12 protein-coding genes are annotated in these 15,678 nt (G+C 70.0%); 8 read left to right on the top strand and 4 right to left on the bottom strand.

Annotation, left to right across the window (positions count from 1 at the left end; genetic code table 11):
* The first annotated feature begins 4 nt into the window (after positions 1–4).
* The 5 genes from nuoK to ABD437_RS07235 are packed head-to-tail and all read left to right on the top strand — an operon-like array spanning position 5 to position 6,366.
* Entirely contained in the window at positions 5–304 is a 300-nt protein-coding gene (gene nuoK, locus ABD437_RS07255; protein WP_035858315.1) for an NADH-quinone oxidoreductase subunit NuoK, read from the top strand.
* Positions 305–318: 14 nt separating this feature from the next.
* Positions 319–2,247: an NADH-quinone oxidoreductase subunit L gene (gene nuoL, locus ABD437_RS07250; protein WP_344647951.1), complete on the top strand. Its 1,929-nt coding sequence runs from the start codon at positions 319–321 to the stop codon at positions 2,245–2,247.
* Positions 2,244–3,785 carry an NADH-quinone oxidoreductase subunit M gene (locus ABD437_RS07245; RefSeq protein WP_344647950.1) on the top strand — a complete coding sequence of 514 codons (1,542 nt, stop codon included), beginning with the start codon at positions 2,244–2,246 and terminating at the stop codon, positions 3,783–3,785. The genes nuoL and ABD437_RS07245 overlap by 4 nt, the downstream gene beginning before the upstream one ends.
* Complete coding sequence (gene nuoN / locus ABD437_RS07240; protein WP_344647949.1) at positions 3,782–5,338, top strand: NADH-quinone oxidoreductase subunit NuoN; 1,557 nt, start codon at positions 3,782–3,784, stop codon at positions 5,336–5,338. The genes ABD437_RS07245 and nuoN overlap by 4 nt, the downstream gene beginning before the upstream one ends.
* Positions 5,335–6,366, top strand: coding sequence for a polyprenyl synthetase family protein (locus ABD437_RS07235; protein ID WP_344647948.1), 1,032 nt, complete (start codon positions 5,335–5,337; stop codon positions 6,364–6,366). Before nuoN ends, ABD437_RS07235 begins: the two co-directional genes overlap by 4 nt.
* Here ABD437_RS07235 and ABD437_RS07230 read toward each other — a convergent pair.
* On the bottom strand, positions 6,359–8,164 hold the full coding sequence (locus ABD437_RS07230) for a neutral/alkaline non-lysosomal ceramidase N-terminal domain-containing protein (protein WP_344647947.1): 1,806 nt from the start codon (positions 8,162–8,164) through the stop codon (positions 6,359–6,361). The genes ABD437_RS07235 and ABD437_RS07230 overlap by 8 nt on opposite strands.
* Before the next feature lie 109 nt (positions 8,165–8,273).
* On the opposite strand from ABD437_RS07230, the gene ABD437_RS07225 reads away from it, so the two are divergent.
* Positions 8,274–8,933: a sensor domain-containing protein gene (locus tag ABD437_RS07225; RefSeq protein ID WP_344647946.1), complete on the top strand. Its 660-nt coding sequence runs from the start codon at positions 8,274–8,276 to the stop codon at positions 8,931–8,933.
* Between the two features lie 59 nt (positions 8,934–8,992).
* Here ABD437_RS07225 and ABD437_RS07220 read toward each other — a convergent pair whose 3' ends face one another.
* Both ABD437_RS07220 and ABD437_RS07215 read right to left on the bottom strand, forming a co-directional pair.
* Positions 8,993–9,733 carry a PIG-L deacetylase family protein gene (locus tag ABD437_RS07220; RefSeq protein WP_344647945.1) on the bottom strand — a complete coding sequence of 247 codons (741 nt, stop codon included), beginning with the start codon at positions 9,731–9,733 and terminating at the stop codon, positions 8,993–8,995.
* Between the two features lie 10 nt (positions 9,734–9,743).
* On the bottom strand, positions 9,744–10,016 hold the full coding sequence (locus ABD437_RS07215; RefSeq protein WP_344647944.1) for a chorismate mutase: 273 nt from the start codon (positions 10,014–10,016) through the stop codon (positions 9,744–9,746).
* Positions 10,017–10,258: 242 nt separating this feature from the next.
* On the opposite strand from ABD437_RS07215, the gene pcrA reads away from it, so the two are divergent.
* Positions 10,259–12,604, top strand: a complete 2,346-nt coding sequence (gene pcrA / locus ABD437_RS07210) for a DNA helicase PcrA (protein ID WP_344647943.1) — start codon at positions 10,259–10,261, stop codon at positions 12,602–12,604.
* Between the two features lie 288 nt (positions 12,605–12,892).
* On the opposite strand, the gene ABD437_RS07205 is transcribed toward pcrA, so the two are convergent.
* Positions 12,893–13,534 (bottom strand): M23 family metallopeptidase, encoded by a 642-nt coding sequence (locus tag ABD437_RS07205; RefSeq protein WP_344647942.1) that lies wholly within the window; start codon positions 13,532–13,534, stop codon positions 12,893–12,895.
* A gap of 959 nt (positions 13,535–14,493) precedes the next feature.
* On the opposite strand from ABD437_RS07205, the gene sucC reads away from it, so the two are divergent.
* A complete protein-coding gene (gene sucC, locus ABD437_RS07200) occupies positions 14,494–15,666 on the top strand; it encodes an ADP-forming succinate--CoA ligase subunit beta (protein ID WP_344647941.1) in 1,173 nt (390 codons plus the stop codon).
* The last annotated feature ends 12 nt before the right edge of the window (positions 15,667–15,678 follow it).

The following is a 15,678-nucleotide window of genomic DNA, read 5'->3' as shown; positions in this document are numbered from 1 at the left end:
GGGCGTGACTCCTACCTACTACCTGCTGCTGTCCGCGGCGCTGTTCACGATCGGCGCGGTCGGCGTGCTCGTGCGGCGCAACGCGATCGTCGTGTTCATGTGCATCGAGCTGATGCTCAACGCGGCCAACCTCACGCTGGTCACGTTCTCCCGGATCAACGGCACGCTCGACGGCCAGATCATGGCGTTCTTCGTCATGGTGGTCGCCGCCGCGGAAGTCGTCGTCGGGCTCGCGATCATCATGTCGATCTTCCGCACCCGTAAGTCGGCCTCGGTCGACGACGCGAACCTGCTGAAGTACTGAGGGGATAAAGCGCCGTGGAGTATGCAGAGCCGACGGGGTCTCTTTCCCTGCTCTGGTTGCTGATCGCGCTGCCGCTGGCCGGAGCGCTCGTGCTGTTCCTGCTCGGGCGCCGCGCGAACGCCTGGGGGCACCTGCTCGGGTGCGCGACGGTCGGCGTCGCGTTCGTCCTGGGCGTGATCCAGTTCTTCGAGTTGCGCGGCCTGGGTGAGGAGGGCCGGCAGATCTCCCAGCACCTGTTCACGTTCATCGACGTGGGCGGGCTGAAGGTCGACGCCGGGCTGCTCTACGACCCGCTGTCGGCGCTGTTCGTGCTGCTGATCACCGGCGTCGGGTTTCTCATCCACGTGTACTCGATCGGGTACATGTCGCACGACGAGGGCCGGCGGCGCTTCTTCGCGATGCTGAACCTGTTCGTGGCCGCGATGCTGCTGCTGGTACTCGGCAACAGCTTCGTCGCGCTCTACGTCGGCTGGGAGGGCGTCGGTCTGGCGTCGTACCTGCTGATCGCGTTCTGGTACACGCGCCCGGAGGCCGCCACCGCGGCGAAGAAGGCGTTCATCATGAACCGGGTCGGCGACGTCGGCCTGGCGCTGGGCATCTTCCTGCTGTTCGCGACGCTCGGCGACACGTCGTTCGAGGGCGTGTTCAGCAACGTCGACCAGCTCTCGTCGACGACGGTCACGATCGTGGCGCTGCTCCTGCTGCTGGGCGCCTGCGGCAAGTCCGGCCAGTTCCCGCTCCAGGCCTGGCTCCCGGACGCGATGGCCGGCCCCACGCCGGTCTCCGCGCTCATCCACGCCGCGACGATGGTCACCGCGGGCGTCTACCTGATCGCCCGGTCCGCGCCGATCTACGACCTGACCGAGACCGGCCGCACGGTGGTCTGCGTCATCGGTGCGCTGACGCTGCTCATCGGGTGCGTCATCGGCTGCGCCAAGGACGACATCAAGAAGGTGCTGGCGTACTCCACGGTCAGCCAGATCGGCTACATGTTCCTGGCCGTCGGGCTCGGCGGCGAGGCCTACGCGCTCGGCATCATCCACCTGCTCGCCCACGGTTTCTTCAAGGCCGGGCTGTTCCTCGGCGCCGGCTCGGTCATGCACGGCATGAACGACCAGGTCGACATCCGGCGGTTCGGTGGGCTGGCGAAGTACATGCCGATCACCACGGTGACGTTCGGGCTCGGCTGGCTGGCGATCATCGGCATCCCGCCGCTCTCCGGCTTCTTCTCCAAGGACCCGATCATCGAGCACGCCTTCGACCGGCCCGGCTGGTCGGGCTGGCTGTTCGGCGGCGCGGCCCTGCTGGGTGCCGGCCTCACCGCGTTCTACATGACGCGGCTGTTCGTGCTGACGTTCCTGGGCAAGCCGCGCTGGACCACCGAGGAAGAGGGTGGGAAGCCCCACCCGCACGAGTCGCCGCTCTCGATGACCGTGCCGATGATGGTGCTGGCGGTCGGATCGGTGGCCGGTGGTTTCCTGCTCACCCAGGGAGACCGCACGTCGCACTGGCTCGAGCCGGTGCTGGTGCGGGGGGCGGAGGCGCCCGAGGCCGCGCACAAGCTGGAGCCGATCGTGATCACCGCGCTGGTGATCGTGTTCTCGCTCGTCGGCGCCGGGCTGGCCTACCTGCTCTTCCGCGGTGGCACGGCCAAGGCCGAGCAGCCGGCCAACCAGCTCGTGGTCGCCGCCCGGCGCAACCTGTACGCGGACGCGTTCAACGAGGCCGTCTTCATGCGGCCCGGCCAGTGGCTCACCCGGGCGCTGGTGTACGTCGACAGCCGTGGGGTGGACGGCCTGGTCAACGGCCTGTCCGCCGCGGTGGGCGGTGGCTCCGGCCGCCTCCGCCGCCTGCAGACCGGATTCGTCCGGTCGTATGCCCTGACGATGCTCGGAGGTGCGGTCGTGGTGCTGGCGTCGCTGCTGGTGGTGCGGCTCGGATGAACGGTCCCTGGCTCCCCGTACTGACCGCGCTGCCGCTGGTCGGCGCGATCGTTCTGGCGTTCCTCCCGAAGGGCGCCGACCGGCTCGCGAAGCTGCTGGCCCTCGGCTGGTCGCTCGTGGTGCTGGTGCTGACGATCGTCGTCTGCGCCAACTTCGACCCCGACGGCGACCGGTTCCAGTTCGTCACGTCGTACACCTGGATCCCGCAGTTCGGCACCCGGCTCGCGTTCGGTGTGGACGGCATCGCGCTGGTGATGCTGGCGCTGATCGCGGTGCTGACGCCGATCGTCCTGCTCGCGTCCTGGCACGAGTCGGGGCAGGGCCGGCGCTCGGTCAAGACGTACTACGCGCTGATGCTCGCGCTCCAGACCTGCATGATCGGCGTGTTCGTCGCCACCGACGTGTTCTTCTTCTACGTCTTCTTCGAGGCGATGCTCGTCCCGATGTACTTCCTGATCGGGTCCTACGGCGGCCCGAAGCGGCAGTACGCGGCGGTGAAGTTCTTCCTGTACTCCCTGGTCGGCGGTCTGTTCATGCTGGCCAGCGTCATCGCGCTCTACGTGGTGAGCGTCCGTGAGCTGGGCGAGGGCACGTTCGCCTTCGACAAGCTCGCCGGAATGGACATGTCGACCACGGCCGGGCGCTGGATCTGGCTCGGGTTCTTCGTCGCGTTCGCGGTGAAGGCGCCGCTGTTCCCGTTCCACACCTGGCTGCCCGACGCCGGTGGCCAGGCCCCGATCGGTGCGGCCGTGCTGCTCGTCGGCGTGCTCGACAAGGTCGGGACGTTCGGCTTCCTGCGGTACAACCTGCCGCTCTTCCCCGAGGCCTCGCGGTTCTTCGCACCGCTGGTGATCGTGCTCGGCATCATCGGCATCCTGTACGCCGCGCTGCTGGCGATCGGCCAGAACGACATGAAGCGCCTGGTGTCCTACACCTCGGTGGCCCACTTCGGGTTCATCGCGATCGGCGTCTTCGCGTTCACCACGCAGGGCGGCTCCGGCGCGGTGCTCTACATGGTCAACCACGGCATCGCCACCGGCGCGCTGTTCCTGGTCGTCGGCTTCCTGATCGCTCGCCGCGGTTCGGCGCTGATCGCCGACTACGGGGGCGTCGGCCGGCTCGTGCCGTGGATCTACGGCGCGTTCTTCGTCACCGGTATGGCGTCGCTGGCGCTGCCGATGACCAACTCGTTCGTCAGCGAGTTCCTGGTGCTGCTCGGCGTCTTCTCGCGCAACCCGGTGGCCGGTGTCGTCGCGACGCTCGGCATCGTGGTGGCGGCTTTGTACGTGCTCTGGATGATCCAGCGCACGATGCACGGGCCCACCAACCCGAAGCTGCTCGAGGAGGGCTCGCCGAAGTGGCGTGACCTGAGCCGCCGCGAGGCCTGGGTCATCGCCCCGCTGCTGGTGCTGATCATCGGCCTGGGCGTGTACCCGAAGCCGCTGCTCGACGTCATCAATCCGGCAGTGAAGGCCACGCTCACCGACGTGGGCCAGCAAGACCCGCAACCCAGTGAAGTGGCCGGAGGAAACCGATGAGCACGGCTGTTGACGTGCTGGCCGCCGACATCCAGGCGCCGAAGCTCGACTACGCGGCGCTCTCGCCGATCCTGATCCTGCTCGGCGCGGCCTGCGTCGGCATCCTCATCGAGGCGTTCGTGCCCCGCCGGGCCCGGCACTTCGTCCAGGTGGTGCTCTCGCTGGTGGGGCTCGCGGCCGCGTTCGTGGCGGTGGTGCTCGTGGCCCAGCGCGAGGTGATCACGGCCGGCGGTGCCATCGTCATCGACGGGCCGGCGCTGTTCCTGTCCGGCAGCATCATCGTGCTCGGCGCGATCAGCGTCCTGCTGATGGCCGAGCGCTCGCTCGACGCCGGTGGCTCGTTCGTGGCGCAGGCCGCGGTCGTCGCGGGCTCCCCGCCCGACCGGCGTCTGGCCAGCGAGCCGACGTCGCACACCGAGGCGTTCCCGCTGGCGATGTTCGCGCTCGCGGGCATGCTGGTGTTCGTCTCGTCGAACGACCTGCTGATCATGTTCATCGGCCTGGAAGTGCTCTCGCTGCCGCTCTACCTGCTGTGCGCGCTGGCCCGTCGCCGTCGCCTCCTCAGCCAGGAGGCCGCGGTCAAGTACTTCCTGCTCGGTGCGTTCGCCTCGGCGTTCTTCCTGTACGGCGTCGCGCTGATCTACGGCTACGCGGGTGCGGTCGACCTGGCCGCGATCCACGACGCGGTGAACGGCTCGGCGGCGAACGACGCGCTGCTCTTCATCGGCCTGGCGATGCTGCTGATCGGCCTGCTGTTCAAGGCCGGTGTGGTGCCGTTCCACTCCTGGACGCCGGACGTCTACCAGGGCGCTCCGACGCCGGTGACCGCGCTGATGGCCGCCTGCACCAAGGTCGCGGCGTTCGGCGCGATCCTGCGGGTGTTCTACGTGGCCTTCCAGTCGACCAAGTGGGACTGGCGTCCGGTGCTGATCGGCATCGCGATGCTGACGATGGTGGTCGGCGCCGTGCTCGCGGTGACCCAGACCGACATCAAGCGCCTGCTGGCCTACTCCTCGATCGCGAACGCGGGCTTCATCCTCACCGGTGTGGTCGCGCTCAACGACCGGGGCGTGTCCTCGACGCTGTTCTACCTGGCGGCCTACGGCTTCACGACGATCGGCGCGTTCGCCGTCGTCATGCTCGTCCGTGACGCCGACGGCGAGGCGACGCACCTTTCCCGCTGGGCCGGGCTCGGGCGCCGCTCGCCGCTCTACGCCGGCGTGATGACGCTGTTCCTGCTGGCGTTCGCGGGTCTGCCGCTGACCAGCGGGTTCATCTCGAAGTTCGCGGTCTTCGCGGCCGCGATCGACGGTGATGCGGTGTCACTCGTCATCGTCGGTGTCATCGCGAGCATGGTGCTCGCTTTCCCGTATCTTCGGGTAATTGTGCTCATGTACCTGTCTGACCCTGCTGAGGATGGTCCGACCGTTTCGGTTCCGGGTGGTTTCACCGCGGCTGCCCTGACGATCGGGGTGCTCGCCACACTCGCCCTGGGCGTTGTGCCGACTCAACTGCTCGACCTCGCAGGGCAGGCGGCACAATTTGTTCGATGAACACGCGCACAGCAGGGATGGACGTGGCACCTACCGGCACAGGTCTGCTCGGCATCGAGGCCATCGAGCCTGAGTTCGCCGCTTCCGTCCGCGCCGGCCTGGCCCAGGTGGAAGACGCGCTACGCACCGCGGTGTCGGACGCCGACCCGTTGGTGCACAGCGCGGCCCGCCACCTGGTCGAGGCCGGCGGCAAGCGGTTCCGGCCGCTGCTGGCGTTGTCGGCGGCACACTTCGGCAACGCCGGGGCCGACGCCGTCGTGCAGGCGGCAGTGGTGGCCGAGCTGACCCACCTGGCGACGCTCTACCACGACGACGTCATGGACGAGGCGCCCGTGCGGCGCGGCGCACCCAGTGCGAACGCGCGCTGGACGAACACGATCGCGATCCTCACCGGCGACTACCTGTTCGCCCGGGCGTCGGACCTGGTCGCCGACCTCGGCCCGGACGCCGTGCGGCTGCAGGCACGCACGTTCGCCCGGCTGGTCACCGGCCAGATCCGGGAGACCGCCGGTCCGGCCGACGGCGACGACGCGGTGGAGTTCCACCTCCACGTGCTGGCCGAGAAGACCGGTTCGCTGATCGCGACGTCGGCGCGGTTCGGGGCGATGTTCTCCGGCTGCGGTCCGGCGATCACCGAGACGCTCACCGCGTACGGCGAGGAGATCGGGGTGGCGTTCCAGCTCTCCGACGACCTGCTCGACATCGCGTCCACGTCGGCGGAGTCGGGCAAGACGCCCGGCACCGACCTGCGTGAGGGCGTCCCGACGCTGGCCGTGCTGCACGCGCTGGCCGGCGACGATCCGGGCGAGGCACGGATGCGTGAGCTGATCTCCCGGCCGATCACCGACGACGACGAGGTGGCGGAGGCGCTCGGGCTGCTGCGCGGGTCGCCGGCGATGGTCAGCGCCCGGGACACGCTGGCGGCCTACGCCCAGCGCGCCCGCGATCTGCTGGCGACGCTGCCGGACGTGCCCGCGCGCAACGCGCTGGAGTCGCTGACGTACTACGTGGTCGACCGGACTAGTTAAAGGGCTCCAGGGCCAGGCCGCGCACGACGAACCGGTAGGTGCGGCCGGGCCGCAGGTCGGGGTCGTGCCACCGCACGAGGTAGCGGTCGTCACCGTGGTGCCGCACCTCGACGGCGCAGGACGAATCGTCGACGAGCGGTCGCCAGCCGTCGGGTGACCGCCACTCGACCCGGGCGATCGGTTCGTGCCAGACCAGGTCGCCGGGGGCGGCGTCGAACCAGCCCTGCTCCCAGTAGGCGTCCTGTTCGGCGGTGACGTCGACGAACCGTGCCGTCCCGGCCCGCCGGGGGCTGCCTCCGGGCCCGCGGGGAGGCCAGTACCGGTGGGCGCGGAGGTCGAACGTCCGCTCGGGCGGTGCCTCGGTCACCATGGCGCCCGGCGTCACCGCGGCCGCCAGTGAGGCCGCGTGGGCGGCCAGGAACGCGGCCGTGTTCGGTCCGTAGAGCGTGTGGCCGCCCTCGTAGTGCTGCCTGGTGTACTCCTCCGCGGTCGTGCAGTAGCCGGCGTACTCGTTCGCCACCGACGACACGATCACGTCACCCGGCCCGGCCGCCGCCGCGACCCGGCGCCCGGCGTCGACGGTGATCTCGAACGGCGCTCCGACCAGCAGCGCGGAACCGATACGCAGCACGTGCACCGGGATCACCCGGGGGAAGTGGCGCAGCGGGACGACGGCCGGCTGCAACCACCGGGAGCCGATCACCCACTTGGCTCCGTGCGGATCGCCCGGCGCGTGCGGCTTCGGCACCCCCGCTCGGAACGGCGGGATGCGGTGCACGACCGGTGTCTCGTTCTCGTAGGCCCCGGCGATCAACGCCGCCCCCAGCGCCGGGCGCTCCGGCAGCGTGATCCCGTCGTAGGTGCGTGACGCCGTCAGGTCGACCTCACGCAGCCCGGCTCCGAGCTCGACGTCGGTGGTCGGGGTCAGCGCGGCGTGGAGGGCGGCGGCGGCCCGGCCGATGCCCCGCCCCACCCGGGCCGCCTCGACGTCACCGGCCCGCCCCGGACGCAGCGCGGGCGCGACGTCGGCGTGCGTTCCCTGCAGCGCGCCGACGACCGGGGCGCAGCCGCGCATCTCCTCGTAGACGTACGCCCACAGATCGGCGTTGTAGACGCTGTTGCGCATCGGGATACCGGTGCCGTGGACGCCGAACACCGCGAGCGCCGCGATCGGGTCCCCGTCGGTGCCGTCCACCCGCAGTACGCGCAGGCGCGGATCCACCGACGCGTACGTGCGGTGGGGCGCGATCCGCCGGTCGTCCCGGTCGGCGTTCCGGACGTGAGCGGCCAGCGACCGGTTCCGGGTCAGCCCCCACACGTCGGTGGAGCCCCACGCGGCCGCCGCCGGGCGCCGGGAAGCCACCGCCCGTTCCACTCCGGCGCTGATCCGGCGCACCAGGAACTCGGTCCAGACCGGGTCGAAGCCCGGCCGGTTCGACGCGAAGCCGTTGTAGAGGTCGGTGCCGAGGAACTGGCCCGGTGCGCCGTGGGTGTGGGTGGCGCCCAGGAACAGCCCCGCGAGCGGCACCCCGGTGCGTGCGGCCACCTGGCGCTGCACCACCGCGGAGCCGCCGAGCAGATCGCAGGCGACGATCACCACCGACGCCGTGCCGGCACGCAGGTGCAGCACGCGGGCGCGTAACCGGCCGCGGAAACCGACACCGGTGCGCGCGTTGCGTGAATAGCCGGCCTTCGGGAGGCCCGGCGGCGGCGTGAGATCGACCTCGGCCGCGCCGGCCAGCAGGGCGCTCACGGGTGGCAGGGGCGGCGACGGCGGGGTGCTCACCGTGAACCTCATCCGGCCAGTAGTACCTGAGAGCTAGGTCAGGTGTGGCTAATGACGGTGATTCGCCGGACGTCGCCGATCCCTAGGTTCAGAGGTGTCGAAACCGAGAGAGGACGTTCCGATGACCGCGACCGCCGTTGCCCGGCCAGTCCCGAACCCGATTGCCCGCGCGTTCGACGGGGAGACCGCGCGTTCGGCCGGTTATCTCGCCGTCGGCTTCCTCACCGGCATCCTCGGCCTGATCACGTTCATCCTCGTCGTGACGTTCGGCGCCACGTTCTCCGCGCTCGTCGTCGGGGTGCCGGTGCTGTTGGCCGCGTTCGCGGTCAGCCGGGGGATGGCCGAAGTGGAACGGCGCCGGGCCTCGATCCTGCTCGGTGCCCCGGTCGCACTGCCCTACCCGGTGGTCAGCGGAACGCTGCTGCAGCGGATCAGGCAGTGGCTGGCCGCCCCGTCGACCTGGCGTGACCTGCTCCACCACCTGTTCGTCTTCCCGGTGACGTTGACGGCCGCGGCGGTCTCGCTCGCGTTCTGGGCGGCGTCGCTGGGGTCGATGACGCTGTGGACCTGGTACTGGGCCATGCCCGACGACAAGATCTACCTGTTCGGCGTCTGGGACGGCAGCAACCCGTTCGTCGTCGACAGCTTCGCGTCGGCGATGCCGTGGGTCGGCGTCGGGCTGGTGCTGCTGTGGGTGTCGGCCTGGGTCACCAAGGGCATGGCGCGGATGAGCGTGCGCTACACCCAGTTCCTGCTCGGCCCGAGCCAGTCGGGCCGCTGAGAAAGGGCCGCCGGGAGGCGGCCCCTTCTCCCGCGATCAGACCCCGATGCGCGGCGCACCTATGCCGTGCTGATCACCGAGTACAGCTCGGCGAGCCGGCCCTCCGGGAGGCCGGCTTTCGCGGCGTTGGCGCCGTTCCACTGTTCGATCCGCGTCCGCATCGCGTCGAGCTCGCCGGGCAGCTGGCTGACGTGCTCGCGCAGCGCGGAGATCTTCTGCTCGAAGACGTCGGTGATGTCGACGGCGTGGTCGGCGGTGGGCGTACCGGAGAACCACATCTCCCGGACCGTCCACGGCTGGAGGCCCTCGTCGCGCAGCAGCGTCGGGTGGGCGAACGGGTTGCGTGCGTCCGGGTACACCGCGTCGAACGTCGCCTCGCCGATCCGGACGTGGTCCCCGTGGGCCGCGGGGGTGCGTGCCCAGTCGCGGACCGGCGACGTGGTGAGCACCCGGTCGGGCCGGACGCGCCGGATCTGCCGGGCGATGTCCCGGCGCAGCTCGTTCGTGACGTAGAGCGCGCCGTCGGGGTACCCGAGGAACGTGACGTCGGTGACGCCGACGACCGCGGCCGCGGCGCGCTGCTCGGCCTCGCGGATGCCCGCTATCGAGTCGCGCGGGGTCGACTCGTCGAAGCCGCCGGCGTCACCGCTGGTGGCGATCACGTAGGCGACTTCGATGCCGGCCTTCGTCCAGGTGGCGATGGTGCCACCCGAACCGAAGTCGACGTCGTCGGGATGCGCGGTGACGACCAGGACGCGCTGGACGTCGTCGATGGGGCTCACCGAAGGCGGAAAACTCACTCCAGCGAGACTACAGCGGTCCGCGCCCGGCCCGGAGAACGAGCATGGCCAGCTGGGCGCCGTCGGTGCCGAGCTCGCGGCGGAACTTGTCGACGATGGCCTGCTCCCGGGAGAGGACGAGCCGGGTACCGCCGGCGGCCATCCGGGCGGCGCCCACCTGCCGGCTGAGCTCGGCGCGCTCGCGCCAGATGCGGATCAGCTCGTCGTCCGCGGCGTTGATGCGTTCTCGGAGCGCGGCGATCTCGTCGTTCGCCTGCTCGGTGGTGGTGGTCGGTGCGGTCATGGCGTGCTCTCCAAGGGTTTCGGGTGGGCACCCGTCCGTCGGGGCGCACAAAAAACGCCCCGGGGCCGGGCCCCGGGGCGTCGAAGTGGTCTGGGTTCAGACGACGAAGACGGCTGCCGGATGCCCGGAGCCGTAAAAAAATCGTGCCGTCAGTCGAACCACGCGAACAGTGTTGCACGAGGGGCGCCGTTCGGCCAGCGGCGGTCGGAACTGTCGGTGCTCCGGAGTAATGTCGCGAGGCGATGAGCACCCTCTTCGACATCCCCAATGCCCGTCGGCCCGTCCACCTCAAGGTCGACCCGTCCGCGCTGCTCGAGGGGCTCAACGACCAGCAGCGGGCGGCCGTGGTCCACGAGGGCACGCCCCTGTTGATCGTCGCCGGGGCCGGCTCCGGCAAGACCAGGGTGCTCACCCACCGGGTCGCGTGGATCCTGGCGAAACGCGGTGCCCAGCCGGGCGAGATCCTCGCGATCACGTTCACCAACAAGGCCGCGGGCGAGATGAAGGAGCGGGTCACCGAGCTCATCGGCAACCGCGCCCGGTCGATGTGGGTGTCCACGTTCCACTCCGCCTGCATCCGCATCCTGCGGGCCGAGGCGAAGACCGCGGGGCTCAAGTCCCAGTTCTCGATCTACGACGCCGACGATTCCCGGCGCCTGATGACGCTCGTCGCCCGCGAGCTCGATCTGGACCCCAAGCGGTACCCGGCCCGCTCGCTGCTGGCCCAGGTCAGCAACCTCAAGAACGAATTGGTCGACGAGGAGGAGTTCTCCTCCCGGGCGTCCGGTACGGCCGAGCGCATGCTGGCCGAGGCGTACGCGCTCTACCAGCGGCGCCTCCGCGAGGCCCAGGCGCTCGACTTCGACGACATCATCATGACCACGGTGAACCTCCTCCGGGCGTTCCCGGCCGTGGCCGAGCACTACCGGCGGCGTTTCCGCCACGTCCTGGTCGACGAGTACCAGGACACCAACCACGCCCAGTACGCGCTGGTCCGCGAGCTGGTGGGCACCGACGCCGAGGGCGACCCGCCGCCGGCGGAGCTGTGCGTCGTCGGCGACGCCGACCAGTCGATCTACGCGTTCCGCGGCGCCAGTATCCGCAACATCCTCGAGTTCGAGCGTGACTACCCGCAGGCCACCACGATCCTGCTCGAACAGAACTACCGCTCCACCCAGACGATCCTGAGCGCCGCCAACGCGGTGATCGCCCGCAACCCCGACCGGCGGCCCAAGAACCTCTGGTCGCAGGCCGGCGACGGGCACCCGCTGACCGCGTACGTGGCCGACAACGAGCACGACGAGGCCGCCTGGGTCGCCGGCGAGGTCGATCGGCTCACCGATTCGGGCACGCACCGCCCGGGCGATGTCGCGGTGTTCTACCGCACGAACGCCCAGTCCCGGGTGTTCGAGGAGATCTTCATCCGGGTCGGCCTGCCGTACAAGGTCGTCGGCGGCGTCCGCTTCTACGAGCGCAAGGAAGTGCGTGACGCGTTGGCGTACCTGCGCGCCATCGCGAACCCCGACGACACCGTGAGCGTCCGCCGGGTGCTGAACACGCCCCGGCGGGGCATCGGCGACCGTGCCGAGGCCTGTGTCGAGGCGCTGTCCTCGCGCGAGCGCATCGGCTTCGGTGCCGCGCTCGAACGGGCGGGGGAGGCCCCCGGCATCGGCAGCCGCGCGGTCAAGTCGATCGGTGACTTCACCACGTTGATGGCCTCGCTGCGCCAGCTGGCCGAGACCGAGCCGCCGAGCATCGTCCTGGAGGAGGTGCTCTCGCGCACCGGCTACCTCGCCGAGCTGGAGGAGAGCACCGATCCGCAGGACGAGGGGCGGGTCGAGAACCTGCAGGAGCTGGTGAGCGTCGCTCGCGAGTTCGAGGAGCGCGCGGCGGCCGCCGAGACCGAGGCCGGGCTGGTCGAGTTCCTCGAGCAGGTGGCGCTGGTCGCCGACGCCGACAGCGTCCCGCCGGCCCCCGACGACGCCGAGGGGGCCGACCAGGCCGCCCAGCAGGGTCAGGTCACGCTGATGACGCTGCACACGGCGAAGGGCCTGGAGTTCCCGGTCGTGTTCCTCACCGGGCTGGAGGACGGTGTCTTCCCGCACCTGCGGTCCCTGGGCGATCCCAAGGAGCTGGAGGAGGAGCGCCGGCTGGCCTACGTCGGCATCACGCGGGCGCGGGAGCGCCTGTACCTGTCGCGGGCGATCACGCGCAGCGCCTGGGGCCAGCCCCAGTACAACCCGCCCTCGCGCTTCCTCGACGAGGTGCCCACCGGGTTGCTCAGCTGGGAGCGGCAGGCTCCGGCGCCGAAGGAGACGCTCTCGAAGTGGAGCGGCACCGGCTCGGCCCAGGAGCGGCTCGCCCAGCAGTACGCGTCGGCCGCGCGGCCCGCGTCCCGTGCGGCCGGAGCGGGCAACCGTCCGGCGATCTCGCTGGAGGTCGGCGATCGGGTCACCCACGACGCGCACGGGCTGGGCCGCGTCGTGGAGAAGCGGGGCGACGGCGACCGGGCCCAGGCGGCCGTCGACTTCGGAGACGGCAAGCCCCGCTGGTTCCTCCTTCGCTACGCACCACTAGAGAAGCTCTAGGTCGCGTCCGTCACAACAGTCCGAAGTGGTCCACAGTCCGATGTGGTCCGCGGGCGCAAACTGATCCACCGAACGGCTGGCTATACGGTCGTTCTACCGATACAATCGAACATATGTTCGAACGATGAGTCGAACGGTGAGGGTGGTGCGGGGATGAGCGAGACCACGAATGGCGCGGTCGTGATGGTTCGTCGGGCGCGGTACTGCGCGGCTCCGACGGTGCGGTCGGCGGCGTCGGCGCGGCCGTCCACCGGCCGGGTCGTGCTCGAGGCGTATCGCCCCGGTTTCTCAGAGGCCGGTGTTGACGCTCGTCACCGAGACGTCGTGGTCCTCGAGCCAGCTGAGGGGGTCCTCCGGCACGTCGTTGATGCGAACCTCGAAGTGGCAGTGCGGGCCCGTTGACTGGCCGGTGCTGCCCACCTTGGAGATCGCGTCGCCGGCTTCGACGTGGTCACCCACCGAGACGAGCAGCTCCGAGTTGTGCCCGTAGCGGGTCGTCACCCCGTCGCCGTGGTCGATGATGACGATCTGGCCGTACCCGCCGTACCAGCCCGCGCGGATGACCGTGCCCGCGCTCGCCGCTTTGACGGTCGAGCCGTAGGCGGCGGCGAAGTCGATGCCGTAGTGGAACGTGCCCCAGCGGGCGGCGTAGAGCGAGCTGAGCGGCCCACTGGCCGGCTTGACCCAGACGGGGAGCTGTTCCGGCTCACCGACGCCGCTGCGCTTGAGTGATCGCGAGGCGCGCGTATCGCCGCTGCGGATTTCCTTCTGGGTGGTGTTGCCGACGTCGCTCGACTGCGACGAGAGCTTGCCCGCGTCGACCTGTTGGCCGAGTGCGGCGGAGGCGGATGCCGTGTCGGCCGCCGGAAGCGCCGAGCCGACCGCCAGGGCGGCGACACTGACGCCGACCACTGCGGTCGTAACAGCCATGGCGTATCCGGCGCGTGGTGCTGTCGGTGCGCGATGGCGTCCGACGTGCCGGACATTCCCGCTCTCTTGCACTAACTGCCTTTCGACGGCCTACCTGCTCCCTGTTCGATCCACGTGTGGCGCCGCGAGTGCGTTCACATTCGGATCGAGTCCGGAGTCGGTCGGAAACGGCAGACCGGTTTCCGACACAAGGCGTCACGATGCCAGCCCCGGGCGGCCGGAGCAAGAACGACCAAGGAACTGGTGGCTTTCCGCCCTTCGAATCCCTTTTGTGCGCGTAAAAATCAGCGCTACCAGTAGTTGAAACCGCACCATTTGTTATCGCTGGTTTCGCTGGTGCTCTTCCGTGCATGGGGTCGAACTGGGCGATACCCGGCCGTACCGGGCGCGGAACGCTCCCTTAAACCTAGCTAAAGACGGTCTGGGTCACACGTAGCGGGACGGCCGACGCTGATCCCCCGAATGGCTGAGCGTCGCTCGGCGGGCGGGACGGGACCCGATCACGCTTACGGAGGGTGAGATTGAGCGGAGGGGTCGGGCGCACCCCTCGAACGCCCGACCCCGACCGCTCACCCGACCGTTGCCGGTGGGCGGTCGCAGTGAACAACGCGTGGCCGCGCCCGCGGTAACGGGGCCACGGGGGCGGATGTCACATCCGGGGCTCGTGAGGTCAGTGATACCGCCGTGACCTGGAGCCATCCCGGTGTCCGACCGGACACGTGATGTTCGTATCGTCGTGCTTGTGAGGTAACACACCGGCGCGGAGACGCACGGCCCGTGTCGGCCCCGATAGCCTGCGGCGAGAGGTGTCGGATACCCGTCATCGTCGTGCCACCGGCTCGGCCGGCCCGGCCGCTCCGCGACCGACGGATGCACTTCGGCACCATGCGACGAGGCAGCGACAGCGGGCCGAGCGGCGGCTTCGACCCGCGTCGAAACGAGCGAGGACGGACGCGGCAGTGGACCTGTTCGAATATCAGGCGAGGGACATCTTCGCCAAGCACGGGGTTCCCGTGCTGGCCGGCTCGGTGGCCGACACCCCGGCCGAGGCGCGCAGCATTGCCGAGAAGGTCGGCAAGCAGGTGGTCGTCAAGGCACAGGTGAAGGTCGGCGGCCGCGGCAAGGCCGGCGGCGTCAAGCTCGCCGAGAACCCGGACGAGGCCGAGGCCCGCGCCACCGACATCCTGGGCATGGACATCAAGGGCCACATCGCCCACCGGGTGCTGGTCGCCGAGGCGAGCGACATCGAGGAGGAGTACTACTTCTCCTTCCTGCTCGACCGGGCCAACCGCACGTTCCTCGCGATGGCCAGCCGGGAGGGTGGCGTCGAGATCGAGCAGGTCGCGGTCGACAACCCCGACGCGCTCGCGAAGATCCCGGTCAGCGCGGTCGACGGGGTCGACGAGGCGAAGGCCCGCGAGATCCTGGTCGCCGGCAAGTTCCCCGAGGACACCCTCGACGAGGCGGCCAAGGCCGTCGTCGCGCTCTGGGACGTCTTCGTGGGTGAGGACGCGACGCTCGTCGAGGTCAACCCGCTGGTCAAGGCCCCCGGTGGCCGGATCATCGCGCTCGACGGCAAGGTCACGTTCGACGCCAACGCCGGGTTCCGGCAGCCCGGGCACGACGAGCTCGAGGACGTCTCCGCGGTCGACCCGCTGGAGCAGGCGGCCAAGGCCAAGAACCTCAACTACGTCAAGCTCGACGGCGAGGTCGGCATCATCGGCAACGGCGCGGGCCTGGTCATGTCGACGCTCGACGTCGTCGCGTACGCGGGTGAGGAGTTCGGCGGCAAGAAGCCGGCCAACTTCCTCGACATCGGCGGTGGCGCCTCCGCCGAGGTGATGGCGAACGGGCTGGAGATCATCCTCTCCGACCCGTCGGTCAAGAGCGTCTTCGTCAACGTCTTCGGCGGCATCACCGCCTGCGACGCGGTCGCCAACGGCATCGTGCAGGCGCTGGCGCTGCTCGCCGAGCGCGGCGACGAGGTCACCAAGCCGCTGGTCGTCCGCTTGGACGGCAACAACGCCGAGCTCGGTCGGCAGATCCTCACCGACGCGAACCACCCGCTGGTCGAGCAGGTGGACACCATGGATGGCGCCGCCCGCCGCGCCGCCGAGCTGGCTGCGAAGTAAGGGACGCCGAGA

This window comes from Cryptosporangium japonicum, from assembly GCF_039524755.1.
Lineage (GTDB): Bacteria > Actinomycetota > Actinomycetes > Mycobacteriales > Cryptosporangiaceae > Cryptosporangium > Cryptosporangium japonicum.
The sequence above is the reverse complement of the archived record's forward strand: the minus strand, read 5'-3'. Positions and strand labels throughout refer to the sequence as shown.